Annotated in this window: 14 protein-coding genes and 1 pseudogene; 10 read left to right on the top strand and 5 right to left on the bottom strand. The window is 72.8% G+C overall.

Going from position 1 to position 17,619, the window contains the following annotated elements; genetic code table 11:
• The first annotated feature begins 9 nt into the window (after positions 1–9).
• Both EEJ42_RS49355 and EEJ42_RS49350 read left to right on the top strand, forming a co-directional pair.
• Positions 10–954, top strand: coding sequence for a PDR/VanB family oxidoreductase (locus EEJ42_RS49355; protein ID WP_123108668.1), 945 nt, complete (start codon positions 10–12; stop codon positions 952–954).
• 23 nt (positions 955–977) lie between these two features.
• Complete coding sequence (locus tag EEJ42_RS49350; protein ID WP_246098052.1) at positions 978–2,288, top strand: amidase; 1,311 nt, start codon at positions 978–980, stop codon at positions 2,286–2,288.
• Here EEJ42_RS49350 and EEJ42_RS49345 read toward each other — a convergent pair.
• A complete protein-coding gene (locus tag EEJ42_RS49345; RefSeq protein ID WP_123108666.1) occupies positions 2,272–2,712 on the bottom strand; it encodes an Lrp/AsnC family transcriptional regulator in 441 nt (146 codons plus the stop codon). The two genes, EEJ42_RS49350 and EEJ42_RS49345, sit on opposite strands and share 17 nt — an antisense overlap.
• A gap of 80 nt (positions 2,713–2,792) precedes the next feature.
• Between EEJ42_RS49345 and EEJ42_RS49340 the strand changes: the two genes are divergently transcribed.
• Both EEJ42_RS49340 and EEJ42_RS49335 read left to right on the top strand, forming a co-directional pair.
• Positions 2,793–3,566, top strand: coding sequence for an AzlC family ABC transporter permease (locus EEJ42_RS49340; RefSeq protein WP_246098050.1), 774 nt, complete (start codon positions 2,793–2,795; stop codon positions 3,564–3,566).
• Positions 3,559–3,885 carry a branched-chain amino acid transporter permease gene (locus EEJ42_RS49335; protein ID WP_123108664.1) on the top strand — a complete coding sequence of 109 codons (327 nt, stop codon included), beginning with the start codon at positions 3,559–3,561 and terminating at the stop codon, positions 3,883–3,885. The genes EEJ42_RS49340 and EEJ42_RS49335 overlap by 8 nt, the downstream gene beginning before the upstream one ends.
• 15 nt (positions 3,886–3,900) lie before the next feature.
• On the opposite strand, the gene EEJ42_RS49330 is transcribed toward EEJ42_RS49335, so the two are convergent.
• Positions 3,901–4,662 (bottom strand): SDR family oxidoreductase, encoded by a 762-nt coding sequence (locus EEJ42_RS49330; protein ID WP_123108663.1) that lies wholly within the window; start codon positions 4,660–4,662, stop codon positions 3,901–3,903.
• A 15-nt stretch (positions 4,663–4,677) separates the two neighbouring features.
• Complete coding sequence (locus tag EEJ42_RS49325) at positions 4,678–5,262, bottom strand: TetR/AcrR family transcriptional regulator (RefSeq protein WP_123108662.1); 585 nt, start codon at positions 5,260–5,262, stop codon at positions 4,678–4,680.
• A 162-nt stretch (positions 5,263–5,424) separates the two neighbouring features.
• Here EEJ42_RS49325 and EEJ42_RS54840 point away from each other — a divergent pair.
• Positions 5,425–6,083 (top strand): annotated as a pseudogene (locus EEJ42_RS54840) (MFS transporter).
• Between the two features lie 86 nt (positions 6,084–6,169).
• On the opposite strand, the gene EEJ42_RS49315 reads toward EEJ42_RS54840, so the two are convergent.
• Entirely contained in the window at positions 6,170–7,138 is a 969-nt protein-coding gene (locus tag EEJ42_RS49315) for an alpha/beta hydrolase (protein ID WP_123108660.1), read from the bottom strand.
• Between the two features lie 119 nt (positions 7,139–7,257).
• Positions 7,258–8,454, bottom strand: coding sequence for a helix-turn-helix domain-containing protein (locus tag EEJ42_RS49310; RefSeq protein ID WP_148082249.1), 1,197 nt, complete (start codon positions 8,452–8,454; stop codon positions 7,258–7,260).
• 125 nt (positions 8,455–8,579) lie between these two features.
• On the opposite strand from EEJ42_RS49310, the gene EEJ42_RS54090 reads away from it, so the two are divergent.
• The 5 genes from EEJ42_RS54090 to EEJ42_RS49285 form a co-directional block, all read left to right on the top strand.
• Positions 8,580–11,597 carry an AfsR/SARP family transcriptional regulator gene (locus EEJ42_RS54090; RefSeq protein WP_281291702.1) on the top strand — a complete coding sequence of 1,006 codons (3,018 nt, stop codon included), beginning with the start codon at positions 8,580–8,582 and terminating at the stop codon, positions 11,595–11,597.
• A gap of 156 nt (positions 11,598–11,753) precedes the next feature.
• Positions 11,754–13,637 carry an amidohydrolase gene (locus EEJ42_RS49300; protein ID WP_184503639.1) on the top strand — a complete coding sequence of 628 codons (1,884 nt, stop codon included), beginning with the start codon at positions 11,754–11,756 and terminating at the stop codon, positions 13,635–13,637.
• A gap of 89 nt (positions 13,638–13,726) precedes the next feature.
• Entirely contained in the window at positions 13,727–14,389 is a 663-nt protein-coding gene (locus tag EEJ42_RS49295; protein WP_123108657.1) for a hydrolase, read from the top strand.
• A 73-nt stretch (positions 14,390–14,462) separates the two neighbouring features.
• Positions 14,463–15,200: a YoaK family protein gene (locus EEJ42_RS49290; protein WP_123108656.1), complete on the top strand. Its 738-nt coding sequence runs from the start codon at positions 14,463–14,465 to the stop codon at positions 15,198–15,200.
• 445 nt (positions 15,201–15,645) lie between these two features.
• The coding region (locus tag EEJ42_RS49285) for a nitronate monooxygenase (protein WP_184503637.1) at positions 15,646–17,619 on the top strand (1,974 nt) is incomplete at its 3' end.

The following is a 17,619-nucleotide window of genomic DNA, read 5'->3' as shown; positions in this document are numbered from 1 at the left end:
AGGCACACGATGATCAGGGCCACGGTCAGCGAGATCACGGCCGAGACCGGCGCGGTGAAGTGTTTCCGGCTGCGGCGCAGCGACGGCCGCCCGTTCGCCCCGTACGAGGCGGGGGCGCACGTGGACGTCCTGGGTCCGAGCGGCATCACCCGGCAGTACTCGCTGTGCGGGCCGCCCGACGACGGCGCCTATGTGATCGCCGTCAAGCGGGAGGAGTGTTCCCGGGGCGGGTCCTCGGCGCTCCACGACCAGGTCGCGGCCGGTGACGAACTCGTCGTCAGCGAACCCCGGAACCTCTTCCGCATCGAGCCCGGGGCGGCCCGCCACGTGCTGGTCGCGGCCGGTATCGGGATCACGCCGCTGCTCAGCATGGCGTACCAACTCCGCCGTACCGGCGCGCCGTTCCGGCTGCACTACTTCGCCTCCAGCCGGGAGGGGGCGGCGTTCGTCCCGCTCCTGGAGAGTGCCGAGTTCGCCGCCGACGTGGAGTTCCACTTCGGGCTCGGCCGGGACGCACAGCCCGGGCTGCTGGCGCACGCGCTGGCGGACGCCGACCCCGCGACCCATGTCTATACGTGCGGCCCCAAGGAGTTCATGCAGCGCGTCGTGGAGGTGGCGACCCGCTCACTGCCCGAAGAGCAGGTCCACGTCGAACACTTCCAGCCCCTGGAACCGGCGGCCGAGGCCGGGGACGCGTTCGACGTGGAACTGGACACCGGCGAGGTGTTCACCGTTCCGCCCGGGCGGAGCATCGTCGACGTGCTGGCGGAGGGCGGCATCGAGGTCGACACGTCCTGCCGTGAGGGCATCTGCGGCACCTGTGTGCTCCCTGTGCTCGACGGGGTACCGGACCACCGCGACAACTGCCTGACCCGGAAGGAGAAGGAGGCCGGCGACCAGATCGCCACCTGTGTGTCCCGGGCCCGGACCGCCCGTCTCGTACTGGAGCTGTAACCCGCTGGGAGGGAAGTACACCGATGCCGCAACCACGGCACGAAACGACGGCTCTGTCCGCCCTGGTCGCGCGGGTGGCCGAGGGCGGGCTGAGCGCGGGCGAGGCGGTGGGCGGCGCCCTGGAACGCCTCGACGCCGCCGAGCCCGACATCCGGGCGTGGGTGCGGGTGGACCGGGACGGTGCACTGGGCGCCGCCCGGCGGCTCGACACGGCGCCACCGGGCGGACCGGGCGGGCTCCTGCGCGGCGTCCCGTTCGGGGTCAAGGACATCATCGACGTCCGCGGCCTGCCGACCGAATGCGGCTCGCCCCTGCGACGGGGCCGGGTGGCCGCCTCCGACGCGCCGTTGGTCGCCCGGCTCCGGGAACTCGGGGCGATTCCCCTGGGCAAGACGGTCACCACCGAGTTCGCCTACTTCGCCCCCGGCCCCACCCGGAATCCGCACCACCTCGCGCATACGCCCGGCGGCTCCTCCAGCGGGTCCGCGGCCGCCGTGGCGGCGGGCGTGGTGCCCCTCGCGCTCGGCAGCCAGACCGCAGGTTCGCTGACCCGGCCCGCCGCGTACTGCGGTGTCGCGGGCTTCGTGGCACCCGTCGGCGGACCGCTCGACACGACGGGTTTCGCGGGCCTGTCCCACAGTCTCGACGCGGTCGGGCTGCTCACCCCGACCGTCGCCGATCTGCGCCTCGCGTATCTGGCCCTGACCGGCGCGGACCGGCGTCCCGGCCCGCCCGAACCCCCCGCGCGCCCGAGGCTCGCGGTGTGGCCGGGCACCGAACTGGCCGAGGTGGCGGACACCATGCGAGCGGCCCTGAAGCACACGGCCGACCGGGCGGTGGCGGACGGCGCGGCGCTCGTGGACGTCGACTGGGCCGCGCGGACACCCCGGCTCGCCGAGGCACACGCCACGGTCATGGCCTACGAGGCCGCCCGCGCCCTGGCCACCGAGGCCACGCAGCCGGAGCGGCTGAGCGCGCCCTTGAACGAACTCCTCGCGCGGGGCCGCGCCACCACGGCCGCGGACTACCGCCACGCGCTGTCCGTCGCGGAGCGCGCGCGCACCGAGACGCTGGCCCTGCTCGGCGACGTGGACGCCGTACTCGGCCCTGCCGCCCCCGGCCCCGCCCCCGAGGGGCTGACGGCCACCGGCTCACCGGTCCTGAGCCGCCCGTGGCAACTCCTGGGCCTGCCCGCCCTGACCGTGCCGGGCCACCGGGACGGCCGGGGCATGCCCCTGGGGCTCCAGCTCATCGGACACCCGGACCGGCTGGAGCGGCTCTTCTCCCTCGGCCACGCCCTCGAAGAGGCCATCGGCGCTACGGGGCCGGTTTGATGGTCTTCATGGTGAAGTGGGAGGTGACGTTCTTGACCCGCGGGATCGTCATGACGTGCTGGCTGAGGAACGCCTCGTAGGCGGTCAGGTCGGCCACGGCCACGCGCACGAAGAAGTCGGGGGTGCTGAACAGCCGGCGCAGCTCGACGACCTCCTCGGCCTGGGTGAGCGTCCGCTCGAAGTGTCCGGTGGTCTCCGCGTCCTGGGAGTCGAGGCTGACGTCGAGCAGCACCTCGAAGGAGCGCCCCACGGCGGCGGGGTCGATGACGGCCCGGTAGCCGCAGATGACCCCGTCGGCCTCCAGCCGCTGCACCCGCCGCAGGCACGGCCCGGTGGTGAGCCCGACCCGACGGGCCAGCTCGACGTTGGTCAGCCGCCCGTCACGCTCCAGCTCGGCGATGATTGCTCGGTCCATGGCGTCCATGGCATAAAGATTGCACGATCGGAGGTTCACCCAGCAATATTCGCAACCACATGGCGCGCTTTCCGCGAGACGATGAGCGGGTGCGACACGACGTTCCCACCCAGATGACAGCGCCGGATCCCCTGCCGGATCCCGCCCCCGCCACCGATAAGCAACGCATCGCCGCGGGGGTGCGCGATTCCTTCTCGGCCGGGCTCGGGATCTTCCCGCTGGGCATCGCGCTCGGCCTGCTGGTCATCCAGGCCGGTCTGCCGTGGTGGCTGGCCCCCGCGCTGTCCCTGTCCGCGTTCGCCGGGTCCCTGGAACTGCTGCTGGTGGGCATGGTGGCCGCCGTCACGCCCCTGGCCTCCATCGCGCTGACCGTCCTGGTGGTCAACTTCCGGCATGTGTTCTACGCGTTCTCGTTCCCCCTCCACCTGGTCAGGAGCCCGTTCGCGAAGGCGTACGCCGTCTACGCGATGATCGACGAGGCGTACGCCGTCAACGCCTCCCTGCCCGAGGCGGAACGCTCCGCACCCCGCATGCTGGCGATGCAGATCGCCTGCGAGGTCTACTGGGTCGGCGGTGGGCTGATCGGTGTCGCCCTGGGGGCGGCCCTGCCCGGGCCGATCAAGGGCCTGGAGTTCGCGCTGTGCGCCCTGTTCACCGTGCTCACCCTGGACGCGTTCCGCTCACGTCATGAGGTGCCCTCCGTGCTGCTGGCCGGGGCCAGCGTCACGGTCGCCCTCGTCCTCACCCCGGGCGTCGCGCTGTTCACCGCGCTGCTGCTGTTCGTCGCCCTGCTGCTGGCCCGCCACGCGCTCAACCCCCGCTGCCCCGCCCGCCGTGTCGCCGAGGAGGCCGCCGATGCCTAGCACGTCGTACCTGGTCGCCGTCCTCGCGATCGTCTTCACGATCACCCTCGCGCTGCGGGCCGTGCCCTTCGCGGTGCTGCGCACCCTGCGGACCTCGCCGATCGTGCGGCAGCTGTCGGCGTGGATGCCGGTGGGCATCCTCGCGATCCTCGCGGTGACCGCCCTGCACGGCAGCGTCGCCGCCGAACCGCGCGCCACGCCGTACGCGCTGCTCGCCGTGGCCGCCACCGTGGGCGTTCACCTCGCCTGTGGCCGCCGCACGATCCTGAGCGTCGGCATCGGCACCGCCGTCTACGTGGCCCTCGTCAACGCCCTCTGATCCGCGGGGCGTTGCCTAAACGGTCTTGAGCTGACCGCCGTCGACCACGAGATCGGCGCCGTTGATGGCCCGGGTGCGGCCGGAGGCGAGCATCCGCACCACCTCGGCCACCTCTTCCGGCTCGGTGAGCCGCCCGGTGGTGAGCCCGGCGGCGCCGGGGAACGCCTCGAGGAACTCATCGAGGGTCTTGCCGGAGGCGGCGGCCAGGCCCGCCCCGAACCCATCGGCGTCCAGCCAGGCGGGGGTGCGCGTCGGTCCGGGGGAGACGGTGTTCACCCGGACGCCCTTCGGTCCCAGCTCCATCGACAGCGCCTTGCTCAGATTGGTGAGCGCCGCCTTCGCCGCGCCGTAGTCCACCGTCGGGGGCTGCGGGCCGCGCGCCCGCGCGGAGGACACGTTGATGACGGCGCCTTGACGCCCCGTCAGGGAAGGGAGGGCGGCGCGGATGGTGCGGACGACGCCGAAGAAGTTCAGCTCGAAGGTGTGCTGCCACTCGGCGTCGTCGATGGCCGCGAAGCCATCCGTCCTCGGGGAGAACGCGCCGACGTTGTTGACCAGGACGTCGATCCCGCCCAGCTCCGCCTGCGCCTGCCGGATCAGCTCCGCCGGACCGTCGGGAGTGGCCAGGTCGACGGACACCGTCGACGAGGCGGCCTCCTTCAGCTCCGGCGTGATGGTGCGGGCGGCACCGGTGACGCGTATGCCGTCCGCTTCGAGCGCGCGGGTCACCGCCAGCCCGATGCCCTTGCTCGCGCCGGTCACCACAGCGGTCTTCATGGGGTGGCTCCTTGCCTATTCGGGGAGTGCTTCGAGCGCCGCGTCGATGACCGACGCGAGCAGCTTCCGGTCCGGCAGCGACACACTCATCACGCGCAGCCCCTGCACCATCGTGGTGAGGAACGCGGCGATGCTCTCCACGTCAGTCTCGTACTGGACCTGGCCCGCGGCCCGGGCGCTGTGCAGCGCCGAGGCGAAGGCCGACCGGGTCGCGTTGAGCGCGTCCTGGGCGATGCGGGCCGCCATCGGGTCGTGCGCCGCCCGTTCCACAATCGCGCCCACGAGGAGGCAGCCCGGGCGGTCCCGCTCCGTCAGCGAGTCGTCGACCCGCTCCAGCAGCAGGTCCCGCACCGCCTGCCGGACCGGTACCTGACGGGACAGCTGGTCTCGCAGGTGGCGGTTGACGACGTCGACGTAGTGGCGCAGCGATCGCTCGTACGCCTCCTGCTTGCTGCCGAAGGCCGCGTAGAGCGAGCCGCGCCCCAGGCCGGTCACCTCACACAGGTCGGCGACCGAGGTCGCCTCGTAACCCTTCGCCCAGAACAACCGCATGATCTTGAGCAAAGCCTCGTCTTCCGCGAAGCCGCGCTGTCTCGTCATGTCCGCAACCTAGGTCTTTGTTGACCGATCGGTCAACAAAGACTGTGTGAGTTGATGGGGTCTGTCGGGTATTCCGAGGGGATGTCGACCGTCTTTCTGGACCGATCAGTCAGCGCTCGGTTAGCGTGACGAGCCATCCGGCTGCCCAAGAAGGCCACGCTCGTGGCGTTGCTCGTGGTCTTCCTGGCCGGGCAGGTCCTGGCCGCGACCGCGCAGAGCTACCGCGTCCTCCTGGCCGCCCGTGTGCTCACCGCGGTCGTCCAGAGCGCGTTCTTCGGCATCGGCGCGGTGGTGGCGGCGGATCTGGTGCCGCCGTCCAAGCGGGCGAGGGCCGTCGCGATCATGTTCGGCGGGCTCACCGTCGCCACCATCGCCGGGGTGCCGCTGGGCGCGTCGTCGGCCAGCACTGGGGGTGGCGGGCCCCGTTCTGGGGCGTGAACGGCCTCGCGCTGATCGGGCTGATCGGCGTCATCGCCCTGGTGCCGCGCCATCGTTCCGCCGAAGGGGCTGGCATCCAGGGCGAGTTGGCCGCCTTCCGGCGGGGCAGGGTGTGGCTGGGGCTGGCGACGACCGGGCTCAGTCAGGCCGCGCTGTTCGGCTGCTACTCGTACATCGCGCCGCTGCTGACGGACGTCACGGGCTACTCGGCGGCGGCCGTTCCCGTCCTGCTGGTCCTCTTCGGGCTGGGCACGGTGTGCGGCAGTGTGCTGGGCGGGCGGCTCGCCGACCGCAACCTGATGCGCACCCTCTGCGGGGGCATGGGGCTGCTGGCGGCGAGCCTCGCGGCGTTCCCGCTCGCGGCGGACTCCAGGTGCTCATGACCGGCATGGTCATCGCGTTCGGCCTCGCGGGCTCGCGTTCGCCGTCGCCGCGCTGCTGACGGCGGTGGCGGGAGCCACCGCCGACGCTAGGGGTGCAGCGCGGTGCGCAGCGTGTCCGCGGCGAGCGTGATGGCCGCCTGCGCGGCATGCGTGCCGCGCAGCGCGTTGAGCATGACGAAGTCGTGGATGATGCCCTGGAAGCGCACCGCGGTGACGGGCACGCCTGCCGCGCGCAGCTTGTTCGCGTATGCCTCGCCCTCGTCGCGCAGGACATCGGCTTCCGCGGTGATGACGAGGGCGGCGGGCAGCCCGGTGAGCTGCTCGGTGGTGGCCCGCAGCGGGGAGGCGGTGATCTCGGCGCGTTCGCCCTCGTCGGTGGTGTACTGGTCCCAGAACCAGCGCATGCCGTCGCGGCGCAGGAAGTAGCCCGTCGCGAACTGGTGGTACGAACCGGTGTCGAAGCCCGCGTCCGTGACCGGGTAGAACAGCACCTGCTGGAGCAGGGACACATCGCCGCGCTCCTTGGCCATCAGGGTCAGGGCGGCGGACATGTTGCCGCCGACCGAGTCCCCGGCCACGGCCAGCCGGGTGCCGTCCAGACCCTTACTCGCTCCGTCCTGGACGATCCACCGGGCGACGGCGTAGTTCTGCTCGATGGCGACCGGGTAGCGGGCCTCGGGGGAGAGGTCGTACTCGGGGAACACCACGGCGGCGTCCGCGCCGACGGCGAGTTCGCGCACCAGGCGGTCGTGGGTGTGGGCGTTGCCGAACACCCAGCCCGCGCCGTGGATGTAGAGGACCACCGGCAGCGTCCCGGTGGCACCGGCCGGTCTGACGATACGGACCCGGACGCCGCCGGTGGGACCGCCGGTGACGGTGATCCACTCCTCGTCGACATCCGGCTTGCCGATCTCGCCGGACTGCACCTCGTCGACGGCCTTGCGGCCCTCGGCCGGGGCGAGGTCGAACAGGTACGGCGGGTTGGCGGTCGCCTCCGCGAAGGCGGCCGCCGCCGGTTCCAACACCGGCTGAACCGGCCTGCTGCCGTCGGACATGCGTCACTCCTGACGTGTGGTGTCGTGTCGTACGCCGGTGGAAACCAGACAGAGTGGTCCCGGGCGGCGAAGGGGAAGGTGCGGGTCGTGTCCCGCCACGGAGATCCGTCGGCAGGACGCTAGGCGCGGCGCCGCGCCCCGCCTTGACCAGGGGCGCACGGCTTGTCGTCCATCAGCGCACCGCCCGGGGCCACGAGGGTCGCGGCGTGGGTACGCCGTTCATCCGCGCGGTCACCGACGCGTTCACTCGCGCGTTCCCCCGCGTGGTTGCGGGCTCGGTCGCGGGCCCGCTCATGGGCCGCGCCCACCGGCTCCCGCCACAGCGCCTGCCATTCGCGGGGAGACATTCCATAGGCGGCCCGGAAGACCCGGCTGAAATGGGCCGGGCTGATGAATCCCCAGTGCTGGGCCACGGCGGCGACCGTACGGCTCGACCGGCAGCCGCGCGCCAGCTCTTTCCGGCATTCCTCCAGCCGTCGCTGTCGGATCCACCGGCCGACCGTGGTGCCGTGTTCCTGGAAGAGCTTGTGCAGATAACGCACGGATATTGCGTGATGCCGCGCGATCGTTTCCGGTGAAAGCCCGGAATCCGCCAGGTGTTTGTTGATGAACGCGTGAACGCGCGCCAGATGCGCGCGGTCCGCACCGGCGCGCCGGTCCTCCATGGCGCGCGTGCCGAGCGTGTCGAGGGCGCCCGTCGCGAGGGTGGCCAGCAGATCCAGCAGGGTGCGGGCGATCTGCCGCCGGATGGGCCACGGGTGGGGACCGGCGCCGTCCGCGAGCCGGGAAATGATGGGCAGCAGCATGGCCGACAGCGCCGTATCGGCCTGGATGGGCCGCGCGACAAGCTGGGCGAGCTCGGGTTCGGAGAGCCCCAGCGCCCGGCGCGGCAGTACGAGAACCTTGGCCCGGTACGCCTCCGGCATGACCAGGGTGAAGGGGCGCGAGGCGTCGTAAAAGGCCATGGCCCCGGGGAGAAGCGATTCCGTCCGGCCGTCCTGATGGACCGTGGAGGTTCCGTCCTCCTGGAGACGGGCCATCAGACAGTCACGGCCGTCCGCGAGAATGTGTCCCGGATCGCGGGAAATCGTGAGCGGATCAGACTCGATCGAGGCTGTCTGCATGGGGCCGAGCCCTTCCGCCGTGATGCGGGCCGACCATTGATCCGGCCTTTCCAAACGCATGTCGACGGAGAGAAAGGTGTGCGATACGGCGCTGCTCCAGTGCGCCGGTTTGTCGCCCGGCGGAAGCGTCACCGGGCAATGCAGGGAGTGCCGGGCGGATAACCTGCGCTCGGCAGGCGGGCTGCCGCTCAATTCCCACCCACTGGCGCATTCTTGTACACCACACAGTCCTCCTCGGGTACCGTTCGCGGTCGGGTGTGGAGAGCGTAGGTTCGTGCGGTGAAAGAAGAGTGAAAACGGGGGGACGTCGGGGACCGGTGCCCCCGGCAAGTGAGTTCCTGCGGTTCGAGATCCTGGGGCCGATGCGCGCCTGGCGGTCCACGACCGAGCTGGACCTGGGGGTTCCCCAGCAGCGGGCGCTGCTGGGCCTGCTCCTGGTACGGGCCGGGGAACACCTGCGGCTGAGCGAGATCGTCGACGTCCTGTGGGCGGAGCGGCCTCCGGCCACCGCCGTGAACGTGGTCCACCGGTACGTCGGCCTGCTGCGGCGGCTGCTGGAGCCGGAGCTGTCGCCCCGGGCGCCGGGCAGCCTGCTGCTGCGCGAAGCGGGCGGCTACCGGCTGATGGTGGTGCCGGACTCGGTGGATCTGCTGCGCCACCGCGACCTCGCGCACCGGGCACGACAGGCCGCCGACGGCGGCCAACTCGACGCGGCGCTGGAGCTGTTCACGGACGCCCTGGCCCTCTGGCGGGGCCCGGTCGCCACGGGCGTCCCGGAGCAGGTGCGCAGCCATCCGGTGTTCGGCGGCCTGGACCGCGAGCACCTGGACACCGTGGCCGAGGCCGCCGACGTGGCGCTGCGCTGCGCACGGGCGGACCGCGTGGTCGCACTGCTCCGCCAGGGCGTCGCCCTCGACCCGCTGAACGAGCCGCTGCACGCCCGGCTCGTCCTGGCCCTGGCCGCCTCGGGCCACCGGGCACAGGCCCTGGCCGTTTACGACGCCATCCACGCCCGGCTGGCCGAGGACCTGGACGTCCCGCCGGGCCCGGAACTGCGCGCGGCCCACCGGCAGGTGACCGGCCCCGCCGCCCGGGACACCACGCCCGGCGCGGCCCGACCGCCATGGGTGCGCCCCGCCCAACTGCCCGCCGACCTGGCGGTGTTCGCGGGCCGTCACGCGGAACTCACCCAGCTACTGGGCCTGCTTGCGGGCACGGAGGAGCCCACCGGCACCGGGCAGCCGACCGGTGCCGGGCAGCCCGCCAGGACGCGGCAGACGGGCGGCACCGGACAGCCGACCGGCTCGGGACAGTCCACCGGACCGGGTCAGCCCACCGGCAGGCGGCAGGCCGGCGCCACCGGACAGCCCACCACCGGCCAGCCCACCGGGTCACCGGAAACCCGCGCCGCCACCGTCGTCATGATCAGCGGCATGGCGGGAGTCGGGAAGAGCGCGCTGGCGGTGCACTGGGCGCACCGTATCGCCGACCGGTTCCCCGACGGACAGCTGTACCTCAACCTGCGCGGCTTCGACCCCGGCGGGCCACCCACCCAGCCCGCGGAGGCCGTCGCCGGGATGCTGCACGCCCTGGGCGTGCCCCCGCAGCACCTGCCCACCGGACTGGACGCCCAGGCCGCGCTGTACCGCAGCCTGCTCGCCGACCGGCGCGTCCTCGTCCTGCTGGACAACGCCCGGGACCACGACCAGGTCCGTCCGCTGCTCCCCGGCAGCCCCGGCTGTCTGGCCCTCGTCACCAGCCGCAGCCAGCTGCCCGGCCTGGTCGCCTCGGACGGGGCCGTGCCGGTGCCCCTGCACCTGCCGCCCGTCGATGACGCCCGCGCCTCGCTGGTGCGGCGGATCGGCCCCGAGCGGGCGGCCGCCGAGCCCCGGGCCGTGGCGGACATCATCGAGCTGTGCGGCAGGCTCCCGCTGGCGCTCGCCATAGTCGCCGCCCGCGCCGCCCTCCACCCCGGCTTCCCGCTGGCCGCCGTCGCCGCCGAACTCCGCCGCACCCACGGCAGCCTCGACGCCTTCGCCGACACCGGGAGCGCCATCGACGCCCGCGCCGCGTTCTCCTGGTCCTACGACGCCCTGACCCCCGAGTCGGCCCGCGCCTTCCGGCTGCTGGCCCTGCACCCGGGGCCGGACCTCACCGCCGCCGCGGCGGCGAGCCTCACCGGCCTTCCCCTGCGCCGCACCCGTACCCTGCTGGCCGAGCTCACCCGGGCCCACCTCCTCACCGAACACAGCTGGGGCCGCTACACCTTCCACGACCTGGTGCGCGCGTACGCCACCGAACTCGTCGAGGACCACGACACCGACGCCACCCGCCGCTCCGCGCTGCACCGGATGCTCGACCACTACGTCCACACCGCGCACCCGGCCGCACTGCTGCTGTCCCCGGACACCGATCTCATACCGCCGGGCCCGGCGCTGCCCGGTGTCACACCCGAAACCCTCACCGACGACCAACAGGCCCTGGACTGGCTCACCGCCGAGTACACCGGGCTGCTCCCCGCGATGGAACGGGCAGCCGCGTCCGGGTTCGACGCCCACCTCTGCCAACTGGCCTGGGCCCTGGAGGCGTTCTTCGACCGGCGCGGCCACTGGCGCGACTGGCACACCGCCCAGCGCGCCGCGCTGGACGCGGCACACCGGCTGGCCGACCCGGAGTGGCAGGCCTTCGCGGCACGTTCCCTCGCCCGGGTCGACGGCAGGCTCGGACACTACGCCGAGGCGCGGGCCCGCCTCGACCGGGCCGCCGAGGCGTTCGACCGGCTGGGCGACACCGTCCGGCTCGCCAACACCCACCGCAGCCTGGGCTGGACCTCCGACCAGCAGGGCGACCTCACCGCGGCACTCGCCCACAACCAGCGGGCGCTGGAGCTCTTCCGGGCGGCGGGCCGACGCGCCGCCGAGGCCCGGGTCCTCAACGCGGTGGGCTGGTATCTGTCCCAGCTGGGGCGGTACGACCAGGCCCTCACCCACTGCGAGCAGGCCCTCGTCATGATGCGGGAAACCGGCGACCGCTACGGCGAGGCCGCCACCTGGGACAGCATCGGCCACGCACACCACCACCTCGGCCAGTACAAGCAGGCGGTCATCGGCTTCCACAACGCCCTCACCGTGTACCGCGAACTCGGCGTGCCGTACCAGGAAGCCGACACGCTCACCCGCCTCGGAGACACCCACCATGCGACGGGGGAGCACGCCACCGCCCGGGACTCCTGGCAGCAGGCCATCACGCTCTTCACCGAGCTGGGCAGGCCCGACGAGGCCGAAGGAGTCCGCGCCCGGATGCGCGACCGCAACCGCGAACGGGGACTCGCCTGACCCTTCGCGAACACCACCGTGCGCGCAGGGGAAACACCCCGTGCGCTGGCGGACAACGCGCCGGGACCGGGCCGCCCTAGCGTTCCGGACACCAGGTGGTCGCGCGGTTCGGCCGCCGTAGCCACACTGCTCCCGGAGGGTGCCGAGGTGACCACGATGCCGGTCGGCGGGCTCGTTCCTGTCGCCACCGACGACGAGGCCGCGGACGTGATCGTCCGTAATGCGAAGGTGTACACCCAGGACGCGGCACGCCCGCAGGCCGGTGCGGTGGCCATCCGCGACGGCGTGGTGCGGGCGGTCGGGGACGACGCCTCCATCGCCCCGTACCTGGGCGCGAGGACCCGCGTGGTCGACGCGCTGGGCCGCCGGGTCGTCCCCGGGCTCAACGACACCCATCTGCATGTCATCCGCGGCGGGCTCAACTACGTCCTGGAACTGCGCTGGGACGGCGTCCCCTCGCTGCGCCAGGGCCTGGCCATGCTGCGGGACCAGGCCGCGCGCACCCCGAAGGGCCAGTGGGTGCGGGTGGTGGGAGGGTGGTCCGCCGAGCAGTTCGCCGAACGGAGACCGCCGACCGTCGCCGAACTCAACGCCGCCGCCCCGGACACCCCGGTGTTCGTGCTGCACCTCTACCAGTCGGCGCTGCTGAACCGGGCCGCCCTCAAGGCCGCCGGGTTCACCAAGGACACCCCCGACCCCAAGGGCGGGCAGATCGTGCGGGGCCGGGACGGGGAGCCGACGGGCCTGCTGCTGGCCGCACCCGGCGCCCTGGTCCTCTACTCGACCCTGGCCAAGGCTCCGACGCTGCACGGCGCGGACAAGAAGACCTCCACCCGCCACTTCCTGCGCGAGCTGAACCGATTCGGGCTGACCTCGGCGATCGACGCCGCCGGAGGGTTCCAGAACTTCCCCGGCGACTACGGCACGGTGACCGAGCTGGCGGAGGACGGCCTGCTGTCCCTGCGCATCGCCTACCACCTGTTCCCGCAGACCGCGGGCCAGGAGATCGAGGACCTGACCCGCTGGATCGAGATGGTGCGCCCCGGGGACGGGGACGCGTGGCTGCGGCTCAACGGCGCGGGGGAGAACCTGACCTGGGCCGCGGCCGACTTCGAGAACTTCGCCCAGCCCCGCCCGCAGCTCACCGGCGACTACGAGGCCGCGTTCGAGAAGGCCGTGCGCCTGCTCATGGAGAACGGCTGGGGCTTCCGGCTGCACGCCACCTACGACGAGACCATCCGGCGCGACCTCGCCGTCTTCGAAAAGCTCGCCGTGGAGGGCCTGTTCCCGGCCGGGAACCGATGGCTGTTCGACCACGCGGAAACCGTCTCCCCGGACAGCCTCGACCGCATCGCGGCGCTCGGCGGGGCGCTGTCCGTGCAGAACCGGCTGTCGTTCCAGGGCGAGGCGTTCCTGCGGCGGTACGGCGCGGGCGCCGCGGCCGACGCGCCGCCGCTCGCGGCCATGCTCGGCCGGGGGCTGACCGTCGGCGCCGGAACCGATGCCACCCGGGTGTCCTCGTACAACCCGTGGGTCGCCCTGCACTGGCTGGTCTCCGGCCGTTCCGTCGGCGACCTGGCCCTGCGGCCCCCGCAGAACCGGGTCGGCCGGGAGACCGCGCTCGCGATGTACACCCGGGCCGGGGCCCGGCTGACCGGTGAGGACGGGGTCAAGGGCAGCCTGCGGCCGGGCTTCTACGGCGACCTGGCGATCCTGTCCGACGACTACTTCACCGTGGCCGAGCAGGACATCCCGCACATCGAGTCGGTGCTGACCATCGTCGGCGGCCGCATCGTGTACGCCGCCGCCGAGTACGAGGGCCTGGACGAGGACATCCCCGCAGTCAGCCCGGAGTGGAGCCCGGTGGCACACGTCGGCGGCTATCAGGCCACCGGCACACCGGGCGGCTCCGGCGCCCGCCAGGCGGAGTTGCTCGGCCAGGCGGTCGCCGAGTCGGAGCAGCACCGGCAGTGGCGCGTCCGTCGCGGCGCGCTCCCCGAGGACCACGCCCCGGCGTTCGACAGCTGCTTCGTGCTGTGAGTGGCAGAGGCACCACTCGGGGCCCGCCACCTTCGCGCACCACGCGAGCACACCACCCCCCCAGAGGTCTCCACAGAAAGGGCCCCATCATGGTCGACATCGCCGAGGTCACCGCCACCCCCGGCCCCGCCCTGCTCACCCCGGACAACGCGGTGATGCTGTTCATCGACCACCAGCCGCAGATGTTCTTCGGCACCGGCAGCCACGACCGCACCACGATCATCAACTCCACCGTGGGCCTGGCGAAGGCGGCCAAGGTGTTCGACGTGCCGGTGGTGCTGAGCACCGTCGCCGCCGAGACCTTCTCGGGCCCGCTCCTCCCGCCGCTCGCGGACGTCTTCCCCGACCAGAAGGTCATCGACCGCACCTCGATGAACGCCTGGGAGGACGTGGCGTTCGTCGAGGCCGTCAAGGCGACCGGCCGCACGAAGCTCGTCATCTCCGGGCTGTGGACCGAGGTGTGCCTCGTCCTGCCCGTGCTGTCCGCCATCGCCCAGGGCTACGAGGTGTACGTGGTCACCGACGCGTCCGGCGGCGTCACCCCGCAGGCCCACGAGCACGCCGTCCAGCGCATGGTGCAGGCCGGTGCCGTCCCCGTCACCTGGGTGCAGGTCCTGCTGGAGCTCCAGCGCGACTGGGCCCGCACGGCGACGTACGGCCCGGTCACGGAGGTGGTGAAGGAGCACGCGGGTGCCTACGGCCTCGGCGTGCTGTACGCCCAGTCCATGCTCGGCGAACACGCTGCCGGCTGAGCGCCCCTCTCACACCGGTGGCGGCGATGGCGCCGCCACCGGTGGACCGACTGCCGAGGAACGGACGTTGAGGATGCGCAGACTGCTGAGGGACGCCGCCCGCACCCTGGGGCCGTCCGCGACGGACCGCCACGGCCCGCTGCCGCCACTGCTGCTGACGCTGACCGTGGTGACGGGGCTGGTCGACGCGGTGAGCTATCTGGGGCTCGGCCATGTCTTCGTCGCCAACATGACCGGCAATGTGGTCTTCCTCGGCTTCGCCCTCGCGGGCGCCCCGGGCCTGTCCGCCCCGGCCGCCCTCGTGTCCCTCGGCTCCTTCCTCACCGGCGCGCTCGCCGGGGGCCGCGTCGGCGCCCGGCTGCCCGCCCACCGCGGGCGGCTGCTCGCCGTCACCACCGGCACCCAGACGGCCCTGGTCGCGGCCGCCACCGCCGTATCGGCGCTCATCCCCGGGGGCGAGGTCGCCACGGGCGTCCGTTACGCCCTGATCGTGCTGCTCGGCCTGGGCATGGGGCTCCAGAACGCGGTCGTACGACACCTGGGCGTCCCCGATCTGACGACCACCGTGCTCACCCTGACCCTGACCGGCCTCGCCGCCGACTCCACCACCGCCGGGGGCACCGGCGGCACGGCCCGCCGCATGCTGTCCGTCCTCGCGATGTTCCTCGGAGCCCTCACCGGCGCCTGGCTGTTTCTGCGCTGGGGTCTCGCCGCCACCCTGGGCCCGGCCGTGACGCTGCTCGCCGTCACCGCCGTTGTGGCCCACCGTCTCTCGGCGGACGACGCGGGCTGGGCCCGGCCGGGAAGCTGAGCGGTTGCGTCCGCGGGCTGATTCCGGCCGCACTTTCCGGCGATGCGTCACGTGTGCGCGTAATTCAGAATCCGGAACGTGCTCCGCCGATTGGGTTCGATCGGCGCGCTCGAGCGGTTTACCCAGCGGGACTCCCGCTGGGTAAATGGTGTATTCGAGGGGCACAAGGGACGCCGGTGGCACGCTCTCTTCCGCCCCAGCTCACGAAAGGTACATCAATATTTAACAAAGGAAGAGAGGGGTGGCGCCGCGGTCGATCTCCCCACCTATGGCGAGATCCAGCCCGTCCTGGCAGGTACGGCGCTCGCAACTTGTTGACGGCTCAGTAACCGGATCGCTAATTTCGCCTCCGCGTCGTTTTGTGTAAAAGGCGCAAGCCGTACGTTAGACGTGCATGTCAGAATTATCTCCCTTTCGCGGCTACAGCGATTTATACGGAGAAAACATGTCATCCGTTGCGTATCCTGGCGATCTGGTTATAGGCATCACTCCGTTCGGGGAACCGGACCCCCGACTCGCCGCGGCGGTCAGCCGCGCGGGTGGCCTCGGCGTCCTCGACCTGGGAACGACGCGCCGCACGGCACTGGACGCGTGGGAACGCGTCAACGACTGGGTCGCCGACGGGCGGTACGGGGTGCGCGTGGCGGCAGGCTGCCCCCTGACGCCCGCGGACCTGCGGTACGCGGCACCACCGGACACCGGACCCCCGGGGGGCGGCGGCGGGCCCGGGCCGCACACCGTGATCCTCGGTGCGGGCGCGCCCTGGCCCCTCGACGCCGTCGTCGGCCGTCATCGCGTGCTGGTCGAGGTCACCGACCTCGACCAGGCCCTCGAAGCGGTCCGGGCCGGGGCGCACGGGCTGATCGCCCGCGGCAGCGAATGCGGCGGGCCGGTGGGTGAACTGAGCACCTTCGTCCTGCTCCAGCGGCTGTTGGCCGACCCCGGGGTGTCCGTACCGGTGTGGGCCTGCGGCGGCATCGGCCCGCGCACCGCCGCCGCGGCGGTCATCGGGGGCGCGACCGGGGTCGTCCTGGACACCCAGCTGGCCCTGCTCGCCGAATCGGGGCTCCCCGAGGACCGTGCTGCGCTGCTCCGGCCGATGGACGGATCGGAGACCACCGTTGTCGACGGGCACCGCGCGTTGCGCCCGCGGGTGCGCTCCCTGTACCCCGGGCCGCCTCTGACGGTGGGTCAGGACGGCTTCCTCGCGGCGCGCTTCGCCGCACGCCGGCGGGACGTCGGCCGCGCCGTCCGGGGTATCACCGACGCCATCCGGGGCGTCGTACGGGACGCCAGCCAGGACGCCGCGCAGGCGCCCGCGTTCCAACTGCCCGTCGCTCAGGGCCCGATGACGCGGGTCAGCGACCAGGCGGGGTTCGCCTCCGCCGTCGCGGCGGACGGCGCGCTGCCGTTCATCGCGCTCGCCCTGGCCGGACGCGAGCAGGCGCGCACCCTGCTGGAGGAGGCCGCGGCCGCGCTGACCGGGCGCCCGTGGGGGGTGGGCGTCCTCGGCTTCGCCCCGGAGGAGATCAGAAGCGCCCAGCTGGAGGCCGTACGGGAGATCCGCCCGAGCCACGCCATCATCGCGGGCGGACGGCCGTCCCAGGCCGCCGCGCTGGAGCAGGACGGCATCACCACCTATCTGCATGTGCCCTCGCCCGGACTGCTGCGCCAGTTCCTGGAGGGCGGGGCGCGGCGGTTCGTCTTCGAGGGCTCCGAGTGCGGCGGCCATGTGGGACCGCGCGCGAGCTTCCCGCTGTGGGAGGCCCAGATCGCCGTCATCGAGGACTTCCTCGACGCCCCCGCGCACCGGGCCGACGGCGCGGGCATCGAGGTCTACTTCGCCGGTGGGGTGCACGACGAACGGTCCGCCGCGATGGTGGCCGCGCTCGCCGCCCCGCTGACCCGGCGCGGCGTCGCCGCGGGGCCGCTGATGGGTACCGCGTACCTCTTCACCGAGGAGGCCGTCGCCCACGGCGCCGTGCAACCCCTCTTCCAGCGCCAAGTGCTGGCCGCCGAGCACACCGCGCTGCTGGAGACCGCCCCCGGCCACGCGACGCGCTGTGTGCCCAGCCCCTTCACCGAGAGCTATCGTGCCCTCAAGGAGCGGCTGCGGGACGAGGGCGTGCCCGACCGGGAGCTGTGGGAGCGGCTGGAGCGGCTGAACGTGGGGCGGCTGCGGATCGCCAGCAAGGGCCTGGAACGCGGCCCCGACGGCCGGTTGACCCAAGCCGACGAGCAACGCCAGCTCTCCGACGGCATGTTCATGGCCGGACAGGTCGCGGTGCTGCGCTCCGCCACCACCACCATCGCCGCGCTGCACCACGCGGTGGGCCCGGCCGCGGCGGACTTCCTCGCCGCGCGGGCCGGGGCGCTGTCCGCGCCGCTGGGCGTGGCCGCGGCCCCCGCGACGGCTCCG

It is taken from the genome of Streptomyces botrytidirepellens (assembly GCF_003721215.1).
GTDB lineage: Bacteria > Actinomycetota > Actinomycetes > Streptomycetales > Streptomycetaceae > Streptomyces > Streptomyces himastatinicus.
The sequence above is the reverse complement of the archived record's forward strand: the minus strand, read 5'-3'. Positions and strand labels throughout refer to the sequence as shown.